This window comes from Metaplanococcus flavidus (assembly GCF_042675885.1).
GTDB classification, from domain to species: Bacteria; Bacillota; Bacilli; order Bacillales_A; family Planococcaceae; genus Planococcus; species Planococcus flavidus.
This window is the reverse complement of the sequence record NZ_JBHTKI010000008.1, coordinates 90215-109129: the sequence shown is the minus strand read 5'-3', so window position 1 is coordinate 109129 and position 18915 is coordinate 90215. Positions and strand designations below refer to the sequence as shown.

Here is an 18915-nt window from a genome sequence, read left to right as displayed (position 1 = left end):
TTTGTTCAGTTTTTCAACCATAAACCGCTAGGGGGTGCAGTCTTGTTATTTGAAGATATTCTTATCATTATTTTAAAAGCAGTGGACGGCGAGCGGACAATATCCTCTCCCTTTCACCTGCTGAAGGGTAAAAAATCCGGTCAGACCATTCAGGATATCGGCTATTATAAGCTTTATCCGTTTTTCGGGCTGTTGCCCCGGCTTGATAAAAAGGACTATGACAAAGCTGTACAAACGCTCTTGCGCAAAGGCGTGATTGTGATCGATGGCCAAGTTGTCCGCGTTACAGAAAAGTCTGGCAGCTATAATCCTGAGCCGAATTTATTGAATGGCTGGAAATACCGCGGGAAAGAACATTTATTCATGGACCGCCTGTCACTCGCTGTTCAGACTTTCTCACACATTCATCAAAACAGCAGGTTGTTTGATGCCGTTGTCATCGCGGATGATATTCAACGCTGGGTTAAATACTATCTTCAAAGAATCGATTTCCGGAGAACAGAAAGCTGCCAAAGATTCAGACAGGAAATTGCTGAAAGTCTTGCGTTGGTGAAAGTGGAAGATCAGCAGAAGATGATTGTGATGCAGCGTCTCTCGGGATACAAACTTGGAGGGATGACATGGGAGCAGATTTCCCTGGATCATGGCCATGGCATTATTGATATTCAGCTGCAGGCGATTGAGACATTGCACGGCTGGATGGAAGAAATCGAAACCGGAAAATTTCCTCTGCTGAAGATCCTGCTGGAGGGGGTCATCCAGCAATCATCGTTGACAGAAACGGCTAAGCGGACGGAAAGCTATTTCAAAAATGGCCGTACTCTTGAAGAAATCGCTGCGCTTCGCGGACTGAAAACAAGTACCATTGAAGATCATTTTGTGGAATTGGCCATGAATGACCCAGTCTTTGATATCACAGCTTTTATTGAAAAAAACCTGTTCAGCAAAATCGTCGCAATCAGTCAGGAATACAACACCAAGAGGTTGAGGGCCATAAAAGAAAATGTGCCGGAAGCTTCCTATTTTCAAATCCGGCTTGCTCTGGCCGCTAAGGGGGAGAATACATGAACCTTGAAGAAACACTCCTGAAAACCTATGGCTTTCCTTCATTCAGGCCAGGCCAAAAAGAAGTGATAGAAAAAATTGTCGCCGGACAGGATGTCATAGCTTTACTGCCGACGGGTCTCGGCAAATCCATGTGTTATCAATTACCTGCCCATTTGCTCGAAGGAAGTGTATTGATCGTATCTCCATTACTATCTCTCATGCAGGATCAAGTGGCACAATTGAAAAAAATGGGAGAGAAATCGGTGACGGCCATCAATTCATTCCTTGATCCCCGGGAACGGAAGCAGGTGCTGAACAATCTCGGCAACTACCGCTTTATTTTTGTCTCTCCGGAAATGCTGGTTCAGCCGTTTATCAAAAAAAGGCTGAGTGAAATTCGAATTTCTCTGCTGGTTGCGGATGAAGCGCATTGCATTTCGCAATGGGGTTTTGATTTCCGGCCCGATTATTTGCGAATCGCAGAAATTTTGCCTGCAATCGGGCATCCGCGTGTGCTGGCGCTCACCGCCACCGCTACATCCAAAGTAACTGAGGAAATAAAAAAGTATCTGAAGATCACCGAGCCTTTTATTTACAGCCATCCGATGGACCGAAAAAATATTGCTTATGATATTAGGAAATTTGCGAATGGCAATGAAAAACTTGAATGGCTGTGTTCTTTTGTCGCTGAAAATAAAGGACCGGGCATAATTTATGCGGGAACCCGGAAAAAGTCAAAGGAACTGTCGGGTTTACTGAATTTGGCTGGCATCCGGACCGCTTATTATCATGGTGGCATGGAGCATCAGGATCGTATTTTTGTGCAGCAGCAGTTTCAAAACGGTGAATTGGAATGGGTCTGTTCGACCAACGCATTCGGGATGGGGGTGCACATTCCGGATATCCGCCATGTCATCCATTTCCAGATTCCGACATCCATTGAAGGCTATGTCCAGGAAGTGGGCAGAGCGGGGAGAGACGGCAGCCCGGCACTTGCCACTTTGCTTTATGCTTACGGAGACGAAGAGCTGCTCCAGAGCCTCGTACTTGATGATCTGCCGACGAATAATGAAATCAGGGAAATATACCGGAGCAGTGGTGGCTCTGCCCAATTGGTTGAAATGGGCATTGTGAGGGAGACTTCCCTTAAAGTCGTATCTTACTGGAAAAATCTGTTCACAGAAAAAGAAACGATACGTCAAATTGAAAAGCAAAAAATTGAAAAAATAAGGCAGTCGGATAAAATCAGGAAATTGGTGGAAATGGACAGCTGCATCAGAGAATATCTAATCGAAAGCTTTGATCAGACATTGGAAGAGAAGCCCCCGAACTGCTGTGTCAATGATGGACTTGATTACACGCCCTTTTTGGAAAGCAGAAATAATGCAACCATGGATGTTCCCGATACGTGGGAGAGCCGTCTGAATGTGATTTTATCATGCTAATAATGTATTATTATGGCATTTACAAATGGGACTTTTTTCGTCATAATGAAGATATTAGATAAGAATGGGGTAATTCATATATGGACAAAAGAAATTATCGGGAATCCTTGGAAAAGGATCGCCAGGAAATCAATGCTGAAAATACGTCGACCCTGTCACGGAGAGCGCATCGGCAGCCAGGAAAAAAGAAGGCGCCTAAACGCAAGAACTTTTTATTGCCGGGCTTATTTTTTATTTTCATCCTCATCCCGGTCTCTATATTAATATATGTCGCTTTCTTTTATGTGCCGGATGACACGTTGATCGGTGCAGAAAATGAAAATGAAGTGAGTTTTGAACAGACGTCGCCATCTGAGAAATCCGAAGTCCTTGTTCCGGAAGAAACGGAAGATGAAAATACTGAGAGATCTGAAGAGACGGCGGATGAAGAACAAACCGTTGAAGCGGATGAGAAGACTGAAGAAAAAACCGAAGAAACAGTAGAGGAAGAACCGGTTGAAGAGGCGACAGAGCCTGCAGAAACCGAGAAGCCTGTTGAACAAGAAACTCCTGCGGCTGCACCGGAAGAACCGGCAGAAGAGGTTACATCTGACGTGAAAACTGTAATCGTGAAAGAGCAGGAAACATTGTATCGAATAGCTGTCAATAATTATGGGGCTTCAGGAGCTGGCGCTGCAGTAGAAAAGATCAAACAGGCCAATAATTTAAGCTCCAATGAAATTTACCCGGGCCAAACGTTAATACTGCCTTAACAAAGGGTATTCATATTAAGAGTAAGATATACAGATACAACCAATAGACAGGAGTGGGCGAATGTTCGTAAAAAGTGCGATGATCAGAAAAGAGAAATGTTATACAGTCAGTCCGGGTGAATCGGTTCAAGTCGGACTGGATTTACTGGAAAAATACTCGGTTGATGCTTTACCGGTCATTGAAGGAACCGAATTCAAAGGTATTTTCACCTGGTATCATGCGTATAAGGCGTTTTTCAATTCCGGGAAGAACAAGGAAGACTACATAATGTCTACCAAAGTTGAAGATATTCTTGTAAACGAAGATGTTTTGCTCAGTGTTGAAGATGTTTACGAGAAGGCATTGGTTGAATTGAGCGATTTTCCGATTATTGCCGTTGTGGAGGAAGGCGAATTTCTTGGTATTATCACCAGGTTTGATCTGGTAAATCAGCTTCAGAGCGCTTTCGGGATGAAAAAACCCGGATACCGGATCACATTCACTGCAGTGGAATCTGAAGGGCGAATTGGTCGTCTCGGAGAAGTGATCGAGAAATACAAAGAATCAGTTATCTCCCTGGTTACATTCGATGAAACCGACAAACTGGTCCGCAGAATTGTATTGAAGATCCGCAAAAAGGATAATATTGATAAATTCGTCAAGGAACTCGAGAAATCAGGATTCCGCGTACTGGATATTTCAGAAGATTAATAGCAAAATAAAGAGGCATAAGCAGATTTTGCTTATGCCTCTTTATTGGTTGGAGGTTGAAGGAGTGGGGCATATGAAATACGTCATCGGAGTAGGAATCGCATCAGCTGCAACCCTACTGTTTTCCATGGTGAAAAATGCGGATGATATAAAAGAAAAACGACACATCATTAATTTGAAGACGAATAAAAATTTCCGCCCTTTCCGATTAGTTTTCATCGCGGATATCCACCGAAAAAAATTGCCTGAGGAATTTCTTGGTTCTTCTGCAGATGCCATTATTATCGGTGGGGATCTGACGGAGAGGGGAGTGCCGTTGCATAGGACAGCTGATAATTTGCGGATATTAACGAGATTTTCACCGGTCTATTTTGTGTGGGGCAACCATGACCACAATGTGGGTGAACGCAAGCTCCGCAAATTACTGGAGCATTATAAGGTGAAGGTACTGGAGAATGAGTCTGTTGAATTATTTGGCCAGCCCAATTTAAAATTAGTCGGCATCGATTATTTCGGTGAACGGGAAAGTAAACTTGAAAAGGCTTTTGCCGATGTCCGGAAAGAAGATACTGTGCTGTTTGCTGCACATACGCCGGCTATTTTTAAATTTTTGCCTGCCACCGGCAATCCACAGCTTCGAATGGCCGGTCATTTACACGGTGGCCAGATCAGACTGGGCAAAATTGGTTTTTATAAAAAAGGTTCGTTGAAAAAAAGAGGATCAGGATATGAACTTGTCACAAATGGTTATGGAACGAGCACTCTGCCTATGAGGCTGGGGGCAGAGCCGCAATATCACGTTTTGGATATTTTCCCTGAGAAGATTTAACACTAAGTTGAGTAGCATTGAAGTTCAAAATCTTTTATGCTGATAATGAAATAGAAATTCGATTGGCAGGAGTTGGCGGGAATGGAAACAACAGATGTTGTGATAATCGGCGGTGGTCCTTGTGGCCTTTCTGCCGCTATTGAATTGAAAAAAGCGGGGCTTCAGGCCATTGTTATAGAAAAAGGCAATGTGGTCAATGCGATCTATCGATATCCGACACACCAGACTTTCTTTAGCTCCAGTGAGCGTTTATCCATTGGCGGCATTCCATTTATAACGGAAGAAAGGAAGCCGAGAAGAAATCAGGCGCTTGTTTATTACCGCAATGCGGTAACAATGTCGGGCATTGATGTAAGGCCCTATGAAACGGCAATATCAGTCAGCAAAGACGAATTTTTTACAATCACCACGTCAAAAGGTGTCTATTGTTCCAAGTATCTTGTGGCCGCAACAGGCTATTATGATCAGCCGAACGCGTTGGAGGTCGAAGGTGCTGAACTTCCTAAAGTGATGCATTATTTTAAGGAGGGGCATCCATTTTTCAATCAGGATGTATTGGTCATAGGCGGAAAAAATTCTGCTGTGGATGCTGCCCTGGAATTGCATAAGGCCGGAAGCCGGGTCACTGTTTCCTATCACGGCACCAGTTATTCCAAGAGCATCAAGCCTTGGATTCTGCCGGAATTTGATGGACTGGTACGAAAAGGCGAAATCAAAATGCTGTTTGATTCGATGGTTGATCGGATTAAAGAAGACGCTGTTGAATTGACAGTGGATGATCGCAAGGAATTCATCAAAAACGATTTCGTTTTTGCCATGATTGGCTATCATCCGAACCATAAATTTCTTGAAAATATGGGCATTGCAGTAGATCCGGCTTCCGGACGGCCAGAATTTAATGAGGAAACCATGGAAACCGGAGTGAATGGCCTTTTTATCGCAGGTGTCATTGCAGCGGGCAATAATGCCAACGAAATATTTATAGAAAACGGCCGTTTTCACGGACTGCAGATTGCAGAAGCGATTCGTGCGAGGGAATTTGGAATATAAATTGAATTGTTAAAGGGTACAAAGAAATTTTTATAGGGGAAGCCTCGGAAGGAGATATCATCATGAAGAAAAAAGTATCATTGATTACTACCGGAGGAACGATTGCAAGCCGTGAAATTTCAAAAGGGCTGTTGAAATCTGGAGCAATTTCCGGCAGGGAGCTGGCTGAGCTATGCCAACTTCCTGAAGATATTGAAGTGAATGTCATAGATGTTTTTCAATTGCCCAGCATGCATATCGGTTTTGAACAGATGCTGGAAATCCAACAGGCTGTTGAGCAGGAATTTAAGGACGACTCGGTCAGTGGTGTGGTGGTGACACATGGGACAGATACTTTAGAGGAAACAGCTTTCTTCTTGGATTTGACTCTGAATGACAATCGCCCAGTGGTGGTTACCGGCTCTCAGCGTTCACCTGAAGAAGTGGGCACGGATGTTTATTCGAATCTGAGAAATTCCATTAACGCTGCAGTCGATCTTACGCTGCGGGATGTGGGAACAGTCGTAGTTTTCAACGAACGGATCTATTCAGCCAAATACGTGAAAAAAGTCCATTCGAGCAATCTGCAAGGGTTCGATTCTTTTGGCCACGGCTATTTGGGGATTATCGATAATGATAAAGTCAGAGTCTACCAAAAACCGATTTATCGTGAAATACATAAAGTAACCGAAGATTTACCACGGGTCGATATTGTGAAATGCCATTCCGGCCAGGATGGCTACATGATTGAAATGCTCGTAAAAGGTGGTTCTGCAGGCATTATACTCGAAGCGGCCGGCAGGGGGCAGGTTTCACCGCATATGGTGGAGTCGATTGCACAGGCTGTAAAATCAGGCGTTTTTGTCATCTTGTCCACCAGTGCCGAAGAAGGTCATGTTTACCCATCTTACGGCTATCCGGGAAGTGCCCACGATCTTCTGGCTCAGGGGGTCTTTCTGGGAAGTGATTACGACAGCAAAAAAGCCCGCATCAAACTGGCGGTCGTACTGGCTTCTTCCGGTAAAGTGGATGAACTGACTTTTTCTGTTTAGAACAATTCGTGAATCGGCTAAAAATTCCCAATATATCGTGATATACTGAAGATACTTTGAGTAAAGGAGCATCACGATGATTATATTATTAACTGCAGCGATAGCTCCTAGCCTGGCATTATTCAGTTACTTTTATCTGCGTGATCAATTTTCGCAGGAGCCATCACGATTATTATTCCAAAGTTTTATCTATGGAGCCATTCTGACATTTCCAATCCTGTTTCTTCAATATGTTTTCAATGAAGAAGAAGTGTTCAATTATACGTTGACGAATTATATATTATTCCCAAGTATCATAGAAGAGTTTTTTAAATGGCTGGTTTTATTGATCGCCATTTTCCGGCACGTGGATTTTGAAGATCCTTATGATGGAATTCTTTACGGTGCAAGTGTTTCCCTCGGGTTTGCGACTGTGGAAAATATTCTTTACTTGCTTGAGTTCGGAACAGATATAGCATTTATCAGAGCATTATTGCCGGTGTCGAGCCATGCATTATTTGGTGTTGTGATGGGGTATTACTTTGGAAAGGCGAAATTCTCTCATTCCGGGGTTGAACATAAATGGCTGTTCCTGGCCTTATTTATTCCGCTTGTTCTGCATATTCTATACAATGCAAGCCTCTACTTCAATGATAATTTCCTGGCCGGAGCGGCGCCGTTTATGCTGTTCCTCTGGTGGTTCGGCTTAAGAAAAGTAAAGCAGGCCCATTTATTGTCATTGTCACATTACCACCAGAGAAATTCAAAAATGTCCTGACTTTTCGCCCGAGAAATCGGACCGGAGATTTAGGGTTTTTTTGTGCAAAGAGCGCCGCTTCGCTGGTCTGCCAAAGACCTTATTGCTCCTGCATCGCTTCGCTGCTTCGTCGCAGAGAGATGGCCCAAAAATGTTTGGGCCATCTCTCGCTGTCGCTTTTCGTTGTCCAGACTCCAGCGGCCCAGCTCTTCGGGACATAAGCCAGAATAGCTATGCGGCAAAAAGCGCCGCTTCGCTATCCCGTCTTATGCCTTTCAGAGCTTAGCGGGCGCTGTCGCTTTTCGTTGTCCAGACTCCAGCGGCCCAGCTCTTCGGGACATAAGCCAGAATAGCTATGCGGCAAAAAGCGCCGCTTCGCTATCCCGTCTTATGCCTTTCAGAGCTTAGCGGGCGCTGTCGCTTTTCGTTGTCCAGACTCCAGCGACCAGATTCTCGGGTCATAAGCCACTCTGTTGTCTAGTCTCCAGTGCCCAGCTCTTCGGGACATAAGTCAACCCAGCTATGTGGCAAAGAGCGCCACTTCGCTGGTTTGCCTTATGCCTTTCAGAGCTAAACAGGCACTTCCGCTTTTCGGGACTGCGCGGCTGAAGACACGCCACTTCGCCAGATCGTCTTATGCCTTTCGAATCTAGATGGTCGCTTCCGCTTTTCGTGTGTTAAAATATGTTGAATACATATGATGAGGTGACTTTTTTTATGAAATCCATTCAAATAGCGCTTGACGGTCCAGCTGCCGCCGGAAAGAGCACAATTGCAAAAATAGTGGCAGAAAAACTTGGCTATATATACATCGATACAGGTGCAATGTACCGAGCTATTACATTAAAAGCTTTGAATGCCGGCATTGATCTGGCAAGCAGTGAACGGACAGGCCAATTACTCAGAAACACACAAATCGACCTGCAGCCTTCGGAAGAAGGACAGCTGGTTTTTCTTGACGGCAAAAATGTGACTGAAGATATACGGTCGCAAGCTGTAACCAGTGCAGTTTCATTGATTGCTTCCCATGAATCAGTCAGGGAGCGAATGGTGGAACTTCAGCAGCAGCTTGCATCCGGACGGGGTGTTGTGATGGATGGCCGGGACATCGGAACGCACGTGCTGCCGAATGCGGAATTGAAAGTATACATGTCCGCAACTGTAGAAGAACGTGCAAGACGCCGCTATGAAGAAAATACCGAAAGAGGCTTTGATACGCCGCTCGCAGATCTGCAGAAAGAAATTGCTGCACGCGATAAAATGGACAGTGAACGGGAAGTTTCACCGCTGCGCCAGGCAGATGATGCATTGTACCTCGATACGACGAACCTGACGATTGAACAGGCAGCGGCAGACATTTTAAAACTAGCGGAAGAAAGGTTGAAGTAAAGTGAATTTATATACATTCGGAAAAGCACTGGTTAAAACGGCCCTAACCCCTCTTTATCGATTTGAAGTCATCGGCGCGGAAAAGTTTCCGAAACAAGGTGGGATTCTTCTCTGTTCAAATCATATTCACGCACTTGATCCGCCGGTAGTGGGGATGACTTCTCCAAGGACAGTGCATTTCATGGCCAAAGAAGAATTGTTTAACTTGCCGATTCTCGGCCGGATTCTCCCACAGGTAAATGCTTTCCCGGTTAAAAGAGGGATGAGCGACAGAGAAGCTCTGAGAAGCGCCCTGAAAATTTTGAAAAATGGAGATGTTGTAGGATTATTTCCTGAAGGCACGAGATCTACGGATGCAGTGTTGAAAAAAGGTTTGAGCGGCGCCGGCTTTTTCGCGCTCAGAGGAAATGCGGATGTCATGCCATGTGCCATCATCGGACCTTATAAACCATTTCGCAAGGTAAAAGTGGTGTACGGTGATCCGGTTTTAATGGATACATACCGCGAACAAAAAGCCTCTGCGGAAGAAGTGACAGCTGTAATCATGGCAAGTATCCAGAAGCTTCTTGATGAAAACACAAATAAATAAGGGATAATTTTTGTTTTTATTAGAGAATTCGCATAAAATAGAAATTGGATAGTTTGTGAAGGAGGGCTACTTATGTCTGAGGAAATGAACATGATGGAAAACAGTGAGTTCCAGACTGGAGATCACGTAAAAGGTACAGTTGCTAAAATTGAAGAGAAAGCAGTAACCGTTACAATCGAAGGTGCACCTTTTGATGGTGTTATTCCAATCAGTGAGTTATCAAGCCTCCACATTGAAAAAGCGTCTGATTCAGTTCAGGTTGGTGACATACTTGATCTGGTGATTACGAAAGTGGAAGACGAAAACTTTGTTTTATCCAAACGTAAAGTGGACGCCGAACAAGCATGGGACAATTTAGAAGAAAAATTTAACTCCGGTGAAATTATCGAAGCGGAAGTAAAGGATGTCGTCAAAGGTGGACTGGTGGTCGATCTTGGTGTCCGCGGATTTGTTCCGGCTTCACTTGTTGAAGATTATTTTGTGGAGTCTTTTGAAGATTATAAAGGGAAGGTAATGACCTTTAAAATAGTCGAAATGGAAAAGGAAAATAATCGCCTGATCCTTTCTCACCGCGCTGTTATTGAAAAAGAAAAAGAGTCGCATAAAATGGAAGTCATGGAACATATCCAGCCTGGGGATGTGATCGAAGGCAAAGTCCAGCGGATCGCTTCATTCGGAGCATTCGTCGATATTGGTGGAGTGGACGGCCTTGTCCATATCTCCCAACTTTCACACGAACATATCGATCAGGTTTCAGATGCAGTTACGGAAGGACAGGAAGTTAAAGTCAAAGTTCTTTCTGTTGACCGCGATGCAGAACGAATTTCACTCTCGATTAAAGATACTCTGCCTGGACCTTGGGATGAAATTGAAGGAAAAGCGCCGAAAGGCTCCGTACATGACGGTAAAGTCAAACGTATTGTAAGTTATGGCGCATTCGTTGAAGTATTACCAGGTGTTGAGGGACTTGTACACATTTCCCAAATTGCCCACAAGCATATCGCTACAGCAAATGAGGTGCTCAGCGAAGGAGAAGAAGTTCAGGTAAAAGTTCTGGATGTTAACAAAGAAGATAAACGCCTGTCATTAAGCATCAAGGAACTTCAGGAAAAAGAAGAAGAGCAAAATTTCTCTGATTACGATATGCCGGAAGAATCAAGCGGCTTCTCCATCAGTGATGTGATCGGCGACAAATTAAAAGGGTTTAAATCCGAATAAATGTCAAGAGCACAACGGAAGATGGATCACGTGAATTATGCATTGTCTACTGGCCAGGGAAAAGGGAACATGTTTGATGACATTCGTTTTGTCCATCAGGCATTGCCTGACCTTGGGGTGGACGATGTTGACCTATGCCCAAAAACAGGTGATTTGAAATTAAAATCACCTGTTTTTATTAATGCTATGACAGGCGGGGGCGGAGAACGGACAGAAAAATGGAATGCCATTCTGGCCAGGACGGCCAGGGAAACAGGAATGGCAATGGCAGTAGGTTCTCAAATGTCTGCCTTGAAAGACCCTTCTGAGAGAACATCATTTGAAGTGGTCCGGAAAGAGAATCCGAATGGAGTTATTTTTAGCAATCTGGGCAGCGAAGCCAGTCTGGAACAGGCGAAGCAAGCTGTTGAAATGATAGAGGCGGATGCCTTGCAAATCCATTTGAATGTCGTACAGGAATTGACGATGCCAGAAGGCGACCGGGACTTCAAAGGGGCATTGGAAAGAATTCAGCATATTTCAGAATCACTTAACGTTCCAGTAATCGTGAAAGAGACCGGTTTTGGAATTTCGTATGAAACTGCATTGAAATTGGCTGGCGCCTCGGTTTCAGCAATTGATGCCAGTGGTTATGGCGGCACCAATTTCGCGAAAATAGAAAATGAGCGCCGTCCCAGAAAGTTGGAATATTTTCAGGATTGGGGCATTCCGACCGCAGCAGCGATCATAGAAGTCAGAAGAGCCTTCGGTGGAACCGTTTTTGCTTCCGGAGGCATCACGGATGCACAGGATATGGTAAAAGCATTTCTGCTCGGTGCGGATGCCGCGGGGTTGGCTGGAGCATTTCTGAAACTCGCAATTGAAGAAGGGGAAAGCCGGCTTATTGAGAGCGTCAATGAGCTTCACGAAGATTTGGCGATGATGATGACCGCACTCGGGGCTGCATCCATTCAGGATCTTCGGAATTGCCCGGCCGTTGTATCAGGGAATTTAGCCAATTACCTTTTGGTGAGGGGCTTTGACCCGGCTGCTTTTGCCCATCCTGGGAAAAACTGAATATTGCACCTTCAGAGAGGATGGACATTTACAAGATGCCATCCTCTTTTTCGTGTATAATAAGCATATTATATAAGTTGAATAAAAGTATCAGCATAAATATAACGCTTCGGCGCTTTGGACAGGGCAAAGATTATGCTCCTGCGCACTGCTCGTCGCAAAGGAGGCGCCGCAAGTTCATGGCGCACCTTAGCTCCCGCAATATGCCGAGAAGAACACTCGTCTTATTGCTTCGTCGGCATTCGCCTGCTCCTGAGCCGCGCCGTTGCTGGGTGATAAACTCTGGTGTAAAGAGAGTCTCTAAGATATGGAGCAAAACAGCGAAGACGCCCAGGGGACCAAGCGAAGTACTGAGATCCACTCGGGCGAAGTGAAACGAGACCGAGTTAGCTCAGCGCAAGCCCCCAGGCAAGCGAAGCTGTTTTGCGGAATATCGACTATCCAGGATTATTAGTTCAATATAATAGAAGTGGAAGGATGAAATTATTATGTCAAAACCGACAGTAGCAATAGTCGGCCGACCGAACGTAGGCAAGTCTACGATTTTTAATCGTATAGTTGGAGAACGTGTTTCAATCGTGGAAGATATTCCAGGAGTGACTCGTGATCGTATTTACAGTTCTGCAGATTGGCTGACGCATGAATTCAATATTATAGATACAGGAGGCATCGACCTTCGTGACGAACCGTTTCTTGAACAGATCCGGCAGCAGGCGGAAATCGCCATGGACGAAGCCGATGTAATCATTTTCCTTGTTAACGGCCGTGACGGTGTAACCGTGCAGGACGAACAAGTTGCCAAAATTCTTTTCCGTGCAAAAAAACCCGTCATCCTGGCGGTCAATAAAATCGACAATCCGGATATGAAACCGATGATTTATGATTTTTATACGCTTGGTATGGGCGAACCCTATCCGATTTCCGGTTCCCATGGACTCGGACTTGGTGATCTGCTGGATGAAGTGGCTAAAAACTTCCCTACTGAAGATGAAGGGGAATATCCGGATGATGTCATTAAATTCTCACTCATCGGCCGTCCGAATGTCGGCAAATCTTCCCTCGTCAATTCTTTCCTCGGCGAAGAACGAGTAATCGTCAGTGAAGTAGCGGGAACGACGCGGGATGCAGTGGATACTCAGTATGAATATGAGGACCAACCTTATGTCATCATTGATACAGCAGGGATGCGTAAAAAAGGGAAAGTGTATGAATCCACAGAAAAGTACAGCGTTCTTCGCGCTTTACGCGCAATCGAGCGGTCTGATGTTGTTCTGGTTATTCTGAATGCCGAAGAAGGCATACAGGAGCAGGACAAAAAGATTGCAGGCTATGCACACGAAGCAGGAAAAGCAATTATCATTGTTGTCAACAAATGGGATGCCATCGAGAAAGATGAAAAAACGATGAACGTCTTTACACGCAAGATCCGGGAACATTTCCTGTTCCTTGATTACGCACCGATCATGTTTGTTTCCGCAATAAGCGGTAAACGTGTCCATAGCATTCTTGAAACCATCAACAAAGTGAATGAGAACCATTCACGCAGAATCCAGTCCAGTATTCTGAATGAAGTTATTGCAGATGCAGTAGCAATGAATCCTGCGCCATCGGATAAAGGACAAAGGTTGCGTCTCTATTATGTGACGCAAGTGGCAGTTCAGCCGCCGACTTTTGTGGTCTTTGTCAATGAACCTGAATTGATGCATTTCAGTTACGTGAGATTTCTGCAAAACAGGATTCGTGAAAGTTTTGATTTTGAAGGCACGCCGCTGCGTCTTATTACCCGTGCCCGCACTTAAGGAGATAAAGGTGGTTATTGATGTATGGAAAAAATTACCATTTTCGGAGCCGGAAGTTGGGGAACAGCCCTGGGCTTTGTTCTGGCGCAAAATGGCCATGATACCTTATTGTGGTCGCACCGGGCTGAGCAGGCTGATGAAATAAATCGACATTCGAATGAACGTTATTTGAAAGGCATTAAGCTTCCTGAAAGTCTGAAAGCGACAGCCAGTCTCGAAGAAGCGGTTCGCCATGCTGATGTATATGTCATGGCCGTTCCGACAAAAGCGATGCGGGAAGTCAGTTCAGAGATTTCAAAATTGATACAAAAACCATCCCTTTTCGTACATGTTTCAAAAGGAATAGAACCGGATTCTTTAAAACGGGTCAGTGAGCTTATACGCGAGGAAATTCCGGAGCAATGGATTGAAGATCTTGTGGTGTTATCAGGTCCGAGCCATGCGGAGGAAGTCGTATTGGAGCATCCGACCACTGTTACTGCTGCCTGTGAAAATACAGGGGCAGCGGAGCGGGTCCAGGATTTATTCATGAACCAATACTTCCGTGTTTATACGAATACCGATGTAATTGGCGTGGAAATCGGAGGAGCCCTGAAAAACATTATTGCATTGGCAGTCGGCATCACTGACGGTCTTGGTCTCGGCGATAATGCGAAAGCGGCCATCATGACTCGCGGCCTTGCAGAAATCGCGCGACTTGGAGTTAAGATGGGGGCTACACCTTTGACGTTTTCAGGACTTACGGGTGTTGGCGATCTGATTGTAACTTGCACAAGCACGCATTCCCGCAATTGGCGTGCCGGCAATATGCTTGGCAAAGGCAAGTCGCTTGATGAAGTGCTGGAGGAAATGGGCATGGTAGTCGAAGGGATCAGAACCACAAAAGCGGCGCATCAAATGGCGAAAGCCTATGAAGTACCGATGCCGATAACAGAAGCGCTTTACAGTGTGTTGTTCAAAAATGTTCCAACTGAAGAAGCGGTCGGTCATTTGATGGGCCGAATGAAGAAAAATGAGATGGAAGACCTGATAGATTTGCTATGATTTGCAAAAGAAAGTGGCGCAGTTGTGTCACTTTTTTATTGTGCCCAAAACAGAAAGACGTGACATCTGAAATTGTGCTCTGTCCGTCAAATTCTCTACGGCACCAAGGCTCCTCTTATGCTATACTATGGACTGAAACTGAACGAGAGGCGGCTGTTTTATGGATGCATTGGAAAAAATGTGGGTATCATTTGCCGGCATTGCTTTTTTGATAATTTCAATGGGAATGATTTATTTAAGCAGATACAAATTGAATAATGGCATTATAAAATTTATTTTTGCCCTGGTTGCATATATATTGTTGATACTTGGATTCTTCATTATGGTTTTCACAGTATTCAGCGGACCAACCGGCGGCGCATGAGGTGAAGATGATGAAAAAAACTTCTCTTTTTTTACTGCTTGTGTCAATTACACTCCTTCTAAGTGCATGCATGTTTCCGGAGAGTGAACGGGCGGAAAATCAAATTCCTTATGAAGACCAATTGATCAGTGTTCAAAATGCAGTGAATCAATACCGCAATACGAGCGGAGGTTTATTGCCGATCAAAACGCGTGATATGGAGGTTGACCAATTCATCAAATATCCGATCGATTTCGCGAAGTTAGTGCCGGCCAATATGTCGAAAATCCCTGAAAATGCCTTTGAAACAGGGGGGATTTTTCAATATGTGCTAATGGACGTCGATGAAAATCCGACCGTTAAATTAGTGGATTTGAGAATTGCTGAAGCGATACGTTCCGTCAATATCCGTAAAAGTGCAAATGGCGGCAGGGCTCCAATTTCCGAGATCATTGCAGACAATGTCTATAAGTTCAATTATGAGGTCATGGGATTTGATGAAGAACCAACAGTAGTGAGCCCTTACAGCGGAAGAAATCTCCCTCTTGTGATAACCGGGAGCGGGGAAATTTATGTCGACTATTCCATGGATCTGTTCTCTGCGCTGCAGGACTACGAAGGTGACATTGAAGAAGGACAGGATATACGTTTTCTTCTCTACGAAGACAATCCGGTTGTGCCCGCATATTCACTTCCGTACACAATTGATGAAAACAGGGAGCCAGTCTTTATAAATGAATAAAAAATGTTGTTTTATCAAGGTTTTTGATAGAAAACCATTTTTTTTAGAATATTTTGTCAGTATTTGTCCGGAAACTGCTTAAACCGCGCTAATAGTGGTTGCTATGCGTTTTTCGATGTGATACTCTTTTTACAGGATTGATGGTAAACATCCCCTTTGAGAGGAGGTGAATAGCATGAACAAGACAGAATTAGTGAACTCTGTTGCTGAAGCAGCTGAGCTTTCTCGTAAAGATGCGGCTAAAGCAGTTGACGCTGCTTTTGAAGCGATTCAAGGCGCATTAACTAATGGTGATAAAGTACAGTTGATCGGTTTCGGTAACTTCGAAGTACGCGAACGCGCTGCCCGTAAAGGACGTAACCCACAAACTGGTGCTGAAATCGAAATCGCTGCAAGCAAAGTCCCTGCATTTAAACCAGGTAAAGCACTTAAAGACGCAGTGAAATAAGTTACAATGCTGTACATAGAATGGCTCCGCGGAATTCATATTCCACCGGAGCCATTCTTTTTGATTGTCCGGACACATGCGTTGGACGGGCATCAATTTTGCGAAACCCCCTCTCTTGTGCTAAGATTCTTATGCTAAGATGGTTGAGGCAGTATAAATACACCTTCATAAATCACAAGATGTAAGCGCAGTTTATAATTGCTTGAACTTAATGGAATTTCAAGGATTTGTTATAGATTATAAGAATACATACAGCTCAGGAGTATGCGAATTTGTTTTTTACAGGAGGAACCAATGTGACCGATACGGAATTGCAAAATGTTGATTTGGAAAAAATTGAAAAGGCTGTTTCAATGATTTTGGAAGCGGTGGGTGAGGACGTTTCGCGGGAAGGCCTGCTTGAAACACCGAAACGGGTGGCGAAAATGTATGCAGAAGTTTTTTCCGGACTGAAAGAAGATCCGAAAGAATTTTTTAAGACCGTTTTCCATGAAGGGCACGAAGAGTTGGTTCTGGTAAAAGATATTCCGTTTTACTCTATGTGCGAGCATCATTTGGTGCCTTTTTTCGGCAAAGCGCATATTGCTTATATTCCGCGGGACGGCGTAGTGACCGGATTGAGCAAATTGGCACGTGCAGTCGAGACAGTCGCGAAACGGCCGCAGCTGCAGGAGCGGATCACCTCCACACTGGCTGATTCGATGATGGACACGCTCAATCCCCATGGCGTTTTTGTGATGGTCGAAGCGGAACATATGTGCATGACGATGCGGGGCATCAAAAAACCCGGCGCGACAACCGTTACGGCAGTGGCACGCGGAGTACTTGAAACAGATGCCATCAAACGCTCGGAAGTTATAACATATATCAATAAAAATTAATAATTAGGGAAAGCAGGCGACAAAATGGCTCAAACTGAATATATCGTAATCCGGGCACAGGAAGACGGCGTGAATGTCATCGGATTAACTCGGGGAAATGATACAAAATTCCATCATACAGAAAAATTGGATAAGGGCGAAGTGATGATTGCCCAGTTCACAGAACATACATCTGCGATGAAAATACGCGGCAAAGCGGAGATCCATTCTGCCCACGGCATAGTCGAAAGCGAAACCAAGAAATAGGACCAAATGGATGAAGCAGGGGTATAGCCTGTGGTATACTTGTGTAGAACTTATGTAGAATTTCTAAAATACGAATGGAGCACGCAGTATGAATGACATACAAATACATTCGAAAATCACTTTAATGGAAATCGACGTCCTGCAAATCTTGCATCAGCGGACACTCGAAAAATATACAGCTGGCCCTTCAACAGACCGGGCTCGTTTGTTCTTTTTGCTATTGCCTTTTTTTGATGGGAAACAATGGTCTGAGGATATAGAAGATTCAGCCAAAACAGTGGCGATTGTATATGCGGCGCTTCATGCACATGATCAGGTTAAAGAAGCCTCGCCAGTCAGCAAGAGCCAGCAATTGACGGTTTTGGCAGGTGATTTTTACAGTGGAATTTATTACCGGTTACTCAGCGGTACAAAAAATATCAGGTTGATCCAATTATTGGCAAGCGGCATTATCAGTGTCAGCGAGAAAAAAGCTTCCCTCTATGAAAACACAGCCATGTCCGTGGCTGGTGTGGAATCGGCTGCTAATGTCATTGAAACGCGATTATTGAGTATCTACTATGATCATTACGGACTTTCTTCATACAAGGAAATCGCAATACCTGCCATGGAATACGTATATTATACAAATCAACTCGATTTCCTGCGCGAAGGCCAGAAGACAAATCTATTGCATAAACTGAATCTGGCATTGCCTTTGCCATTATATTCAGAGCGCTGGATTCTTGATAAACTGGATGAGCTCCATACTCAATTGACAGATGTCCTGGATAGCCATCCAATGGATTTCCGTCTTAAAAACTTTTTACTTCATCAAATTATTCCGCACCAGCATTTAGCGGAACAGCTTACCCGAGAAGGATGACTGAGATGCCAAAAACTAAAGAACAGCGTGTACATGAAGTATTTGAAAAGATATCACAGAACTACGACCAGATGAACTCGGTCATCAGTTTTCAACAGCACAATAAATGGCGGAAAGATACGATGCACAAAATGCAGCTTGTACCCGGTGCCTCAGCAATAGATGTATGTTGCGGAACGGCAGACTGGACAATTGCTCTGGCGGAAGCGGCAGGCAAGGAGGGGCGGGTTGTTGGTCTTGATTTCAGCCAGAATATGCTGAACGTGGGAATAGAGAAAACAAGACATCTGCCTCAGGTCGAATTAGTGCAGGGAAATGCGATGTCCCTTCCTTATCCCGATAACACATTCGACTTTGCGACAATTGGTTTTGGTTTACGAAATGTGCCGGATTACGAACAGGTTCTTTCCGAAATGCACAGAGTTCTTAAACCGGGTGGCATGATTGCATGTCTGGAGACTTCCCAACCGGAAAGCATTCTTTTTAAACCGTTTTTCCGATTTTATTTCCGGTTCATCATGCCGGTCTTCGGCAAGTTTTTTGCAAAGAGCTACAAAGAATATTCGTGGCTACAGGAATCGGCAAAAGATTTTCCGGGCATGAAACAGCTCGCTAAGCTATTTTCTGATGTAGGTTTTGAAAAGGTGAAATACAAGCCGTATACAGGCGGTGCGGCAGCACTCCATATGGGTATCAAAAAAGTAAAGTAGCGGG

The 18915-nt window shown here is 44.5% G+C and carries 21 protein-coding genes; all 21 read left to right on the top strand.

Going from position 1 to position 18915, the window contains the following annotated elements; all coding sequences use genetic code 11:
- The first annotated feature begins 42 nt into the window (after window positions 1-42).
- The 21 genes from ACFQ1X_RS05545 to ACFQ1X_RS05445 all read left to right on the top strand — a co-directional run bounded on the left by ACFQ1X_RS05545 (window position 43) and on the right by ACFQ1X_RS05445 (window position 18911).
- The gene (locus tag ACFQ1X_RS05545; RefSeq protein ID WP_144837069.1) at window positions 43-1068 is read left to right on the top strand and encodes a helix-turn-helix domain-containing protein; all 1026 of its coding nucleotides are present in this window, start codon (window positions 43-45) and stop codon (window positions 1066-1068) included.
- Window positions 1065-2492, top strand: a complete 1428-nt coding sequence (locus tag ACFQ1X_RS05540; protein ID WP_144837066.1) for a RecQ family ATP-dependent DNA helicase — start codon at window positions 1065-1067, stop codon at window positions 2490-2492. Before ACFQ1X_RS05545 ends, ACFQ1X_RS05540 begins: the two co-directional genes overlap by 4 nt.
- 80 nt (window positions 2493-2572) lie before the next feature.
- Window positions 2573-3244: a LysM peptidoglycan-binding domain-containing protein gene (locus tag ACFQ1X_RS05535; RefSeq protein ID WP_144837062.1), complete on the top strand. Its 672-nt coding sequence runs from the start codon at window positions 2573-2575 to the stop codon at window positions 3242-3244.
- Window positions 3245-3305: 61 nt separating this feature from the next.
- The gene (locus ACFQ1X_RS05530) at window positions 3306-3935 is read left to right on the top strand and encodes a CBS domain-containing protein (RefSeq protein ID WP_144837061.1); all 630 of its coding nucleotides are present in this window, start codon (window positions 3306-3308) and stop codon (window positions 3933-3935) included.
- A 73-nt stretch (window positions 3936-4008) separates the two neighbouring features.
- The gene (locus tag ACFQ1X_RS05525; protein WP_379081688.1) at window positions 4009-4764 is read left to right on the top strand and encodes a metallophosphoesterase; all 756 of its coding nucleotides are present in this window, start codon (window positions 4009-4011) and stop codon (window positions 4762-4764) included.
- Between the two features lie 81 nt (window positions 4765-4845).
- Entirely contained in the window at window positions 4846-5814 is a 969-nt protein-coding gene (locus ACFQ1X_RS05520) for a YpdA family putative bacillithiol disulfide reductase (RefSeq protein WP_144837056.1), read from the top strand.
- Window positions 5815-5876: 62 nt separating this feature from the next.
- Window positions 5877-6845 carry an asparaginase gene (locus ACFQ1X_RS05515; protein WP_144837053.1) on the top strand — a complete coding sequence of 323 codons (969 nt, stop codon included), beginning with the start codon at window positions 5877-5879 and terminating at the stop codon, window positions 6843-6845.
- 76 nt (window positions 6846-6921) lie between these two features.
- Window positions 6922-7602 (top strand): glutamic-type intramembrane protease PrsW, encoded by a 681-nt coding sequence (gene prsW, locus ACFQ1X_RS05510; RefSeq protein ID WP_144837050.1) that lies wholly within the window; start codon window positions 6922-6924, stop codon window positions 7600-7602.
- 696 nt (window positions 7603-8298) lie between these two features.
- Window positions 8299-8970, top strand: a complete 672-nt coding sequence (gene cmk / locus ACFQ1X_RS05505; RefSeq protein WP_144837047.1) for a (d)CMP kinase — start codon at window positions 8299-8301, stop codon at window positions 8968-8970.
- A 1-nt stretch (window position 8971) separates the two neighbouring features.
- Window positions 8972-9559, top strand: coding sequence for a lysophospholipid acyltransferase family protein (locus ACFQ1X_RS05500; RefSeq protein ID WP_144837044.1), 588 nt, complete (start codon window positions 8972-8974; stop codon window positions 9557-9559).
- Between the two features lie 72 nt (window positions 9560-9631).
- Complete coding sequence (gene rpsA / locus ACFQ1X_RS05495) at window positions 9632-10777, top strand: 30S ribosomal protein S1 (protein WP_144837041.1); 1146 nt, start codon at window positions 9632-9634, stop codon at window positions 10775-10777.
- Between the two features lie 21 nt (window positions 10778-10798).
- Window positions 10799-11833, top strand: coding sequence for a type 2 isopentenyl-diphosphate Delta-isomerase (gene fni, locus ACFQ1X_RS05490; RefSeq protein ID WP_379081682.1), 1035 nt, complete (start codon window positions 10799-10801; stop codon window positions 11831-11833).
- Between the two features lie 488 nt (window positions 11834-12321).
- Entirely contained in the window at window positions 12322-13632 is a 1311-nt protein-coding gene (gene der, locus ACFQ1X_RS05485) for a ribosome biogenesis GTPase Der (protein ID WP_144837034.1), read from the top strand.
- 24 nt (window positions 13633-13656) lie between these two features.
- The gene (locus ACFQ1X_RS05480; RefSeq protein WP_144837031.1) at window positions 13657-14676 is read left to right on the top strand and encodes an NAD(P)H-dependent glycerol-3-phosphate dehydrogenase; all 1020 of its coding nucleotides are present in this window, start codon (window positions 13657-13659) and stop codon (window positions 14674-14676) included.
- Between the two features lie 160 nt (window positions 14677-14836).
- Window positions 14837-15040 (top strand): DUF2768 domain-containing protein, encoded by a 204-nt coding sequence (locus ACFQ1X_RS05475; protein ID WP_144837028.1) that lies wholly within the window; start codon window positions 14837-14839, stop codon window positions 15038-15040.
- 10 nt (window positions 15041-15050) lie between these two features.
- The gene (locus ACFQ1X_RS05470) at window positions 15051-15761 is read left to right on the top strand and encodes a hypothetical protein (protein WP_379081677.1); all 711 of its coding nucleotides are present in this window, start codon (window positions 15051-15053) and stop codon (window positions 15759-15761) included.
- A gap of 175 nt (window positions 15762-15936) precedes the next feature.
- A complete protein-coding gene (locus ACFQ1X_RS05465; RefSeq protein WP_144837021.1) occupies window positions 15937-16209 on the top strand; it encodes an HU family DNA-binding protein in 273 nt (90 codons plus the stop codon).
- 311 nt (window positions 16210-16520) lie between these two features.
- A complete protein-coding gene (folE, locus tag ACFQ1X_RS05460; RefSeq protein ID WP_144837629.1) occupies window positions 16521-17090 on the top strand; it encodes a GTP cyclohydrolase I FolE in 570 nt (189 codons plus the stop codon).
- Window positions 17091-17114: 24 nt separating this feature from the next.
- The gene (gene mtrB / locus ACFQ1X_RS05455) at window positions 17115-17336 is read left to right on the top strand and encodes a trp RNA-binding attenuation protein MtrB (RefSeq protein ID WP_084245504.1); all 222 of its coding nucleotides are present in this window, start codon (window positions 17115-17117) and stop codon (window positions 17334-17336) included.
- 88 nt (window positions 17337-17424) lie between these two features.
- On the top strand, window positions 17425-18201 hold the full coding sequence (locus ACFQ1X_RS05450) for a heptaprenyl diphosphate synthase component 1 (RefSeq protein ID WP_144837017.1): 777 nt from the start codon (window positions 17425-17427) through the stop codon (window positions 18199-18201).
- A 5-nt stretch (window positions 18202-18206) separates the two neighbouring features.
- Window positions 18207-18911, top strand: a complete 705-nt coding sequence (locus ACFQ1X_RS05445) for a demethylmenaquinone methyltransferase (protein ID WP_144837014.1) — start codon at window positions 18207-18209, stop codon at window positions 18909-18911.
- Window positions 18912-18915 lie beyond the last annotated feature (4 nt).

Bases quoted from the DNA above. Each gene is read 5' to 3' on its own strand.
- ACFQ1X_RS05480 (WP_144837031.1), top strand. From the start codon at position 13,657: ATGGAAAAAATTACCATTTTCGGAGCCGGAAGTTGGGGAACAGCCCTG.
- ACFQ1X_RS05515 (WP_144837053.1), top strand. From the start codon at position 5,877: ATGAAGAAAAAAGTATCATTGATTACTACCGGAGGAACGATTGCAAGC.
- cmk (WP_144837047.1), top strand. From the start codon at position 8,299: ATGAAATCCATTCAAATAGCGCTTGACGGTCCAGCTGCCGCCGGAAAG.
- ACFQ1X_RS05475 (WP_144837028.1), top strand. From the start codon at position 14,837: ATGGATGCATTGGAAAAAATGTGGGTATCATTTGCCGGCATTGCTTTT.
- ACFQ1X_RS05525 (WP_379081688.1), top strand. From the start codon at position 4,009: ATGAAATACGTCATCGGAGTAGGAATCGCATCAGCTGCAACCCTACTG.
- ACFQ1X_RS05530 (WP_144837061.1), top strand. From the start codon at position 3,306: ATGTTCGTAAAAAGTGCGATGATCAGAAAAGAGAAATGTTATACAGTC.
- ACFQ1X_RS05520 (WP_144837056.1), top strand. From the start codon at position 4,846: ATGGAAACAACAGATGTTGTGATAATCGGCGGTGGTCCTTGTGGCCTT.
- ACFQ1X_RS05445 (WP_144837014.1), top strand. From the start codon at position 18,207: ATGCCAAAAACTAAAGAACAGCGTGTACATGAAGTATTTGAAAAGATA.
- der (WP_144837034.1), top strand. From the start codon at position 12,322: ATGTCAAAACCGACAGTAGCAATAGTCGGCCGACCGAACGTAGGCAAG.
- ACFQ1X_RS05540 (WP_144837066.1), top strand. From the start codon at position 1,065: ATGAACCTTGAAGAAACACTCCTGAAAACCTATGGCTTTCCTTCATTC.
- ACFQ1X_RS05470 (WP_379081677.1), top strand. From the start codon at position 15,051: ATGAAAAAAACTTCTCTTTTTTTACTGCTTGTGTCAATTACACTCCTT.
- mtrB (WP_084245504.1), top strand. From the start codon at position 17,115: ATGGCTCAAACTGAATATATCGTAATCCGGGCACAGGAAGACGGCGTG.
- rpsA (WP_144837041.1), top strand. From the start codon at position 9,632: ATGTCTGAGGAAATGAACATGATGGAAAACAGTGAGTTCCAGACTGGA.
- ACFQ1X_RS05535 (WP_144837062.1), top strand. From the start codon at position 2,573: ATGGACAAAAGAAATTATCGGGAATCCTTGGAAAAGGATCGCCAGGAA.
- ACFQ1X_RS05465 (WP_144837021.1), top strand. From the start codon at position 15,937: ATGAACAAGACAGAATTAGTGAACTCTGTTGCTGAAGCAGCTGAGCTT.
- ACFQ1X_RS05450 (WP_144837017.1), top strand. From the start codon at position 17,425: ATGAATGACATACAAATACATTCGAAAATCACTTTAATGGAAATCGAC.
- prsW (WP_144837050.1), top strand. From the start codon at position 6,922: ATGATTATATTATTAACTGCAGCGATAGCTCCTAGCCTGGCATTATTC.
- fni (WP_379081682.1), top strand. From the start codon at position 10,799: ATGGATCACGTGAATTATGCATTGTCTACTGGCCAGGGAAAAGGGAAC.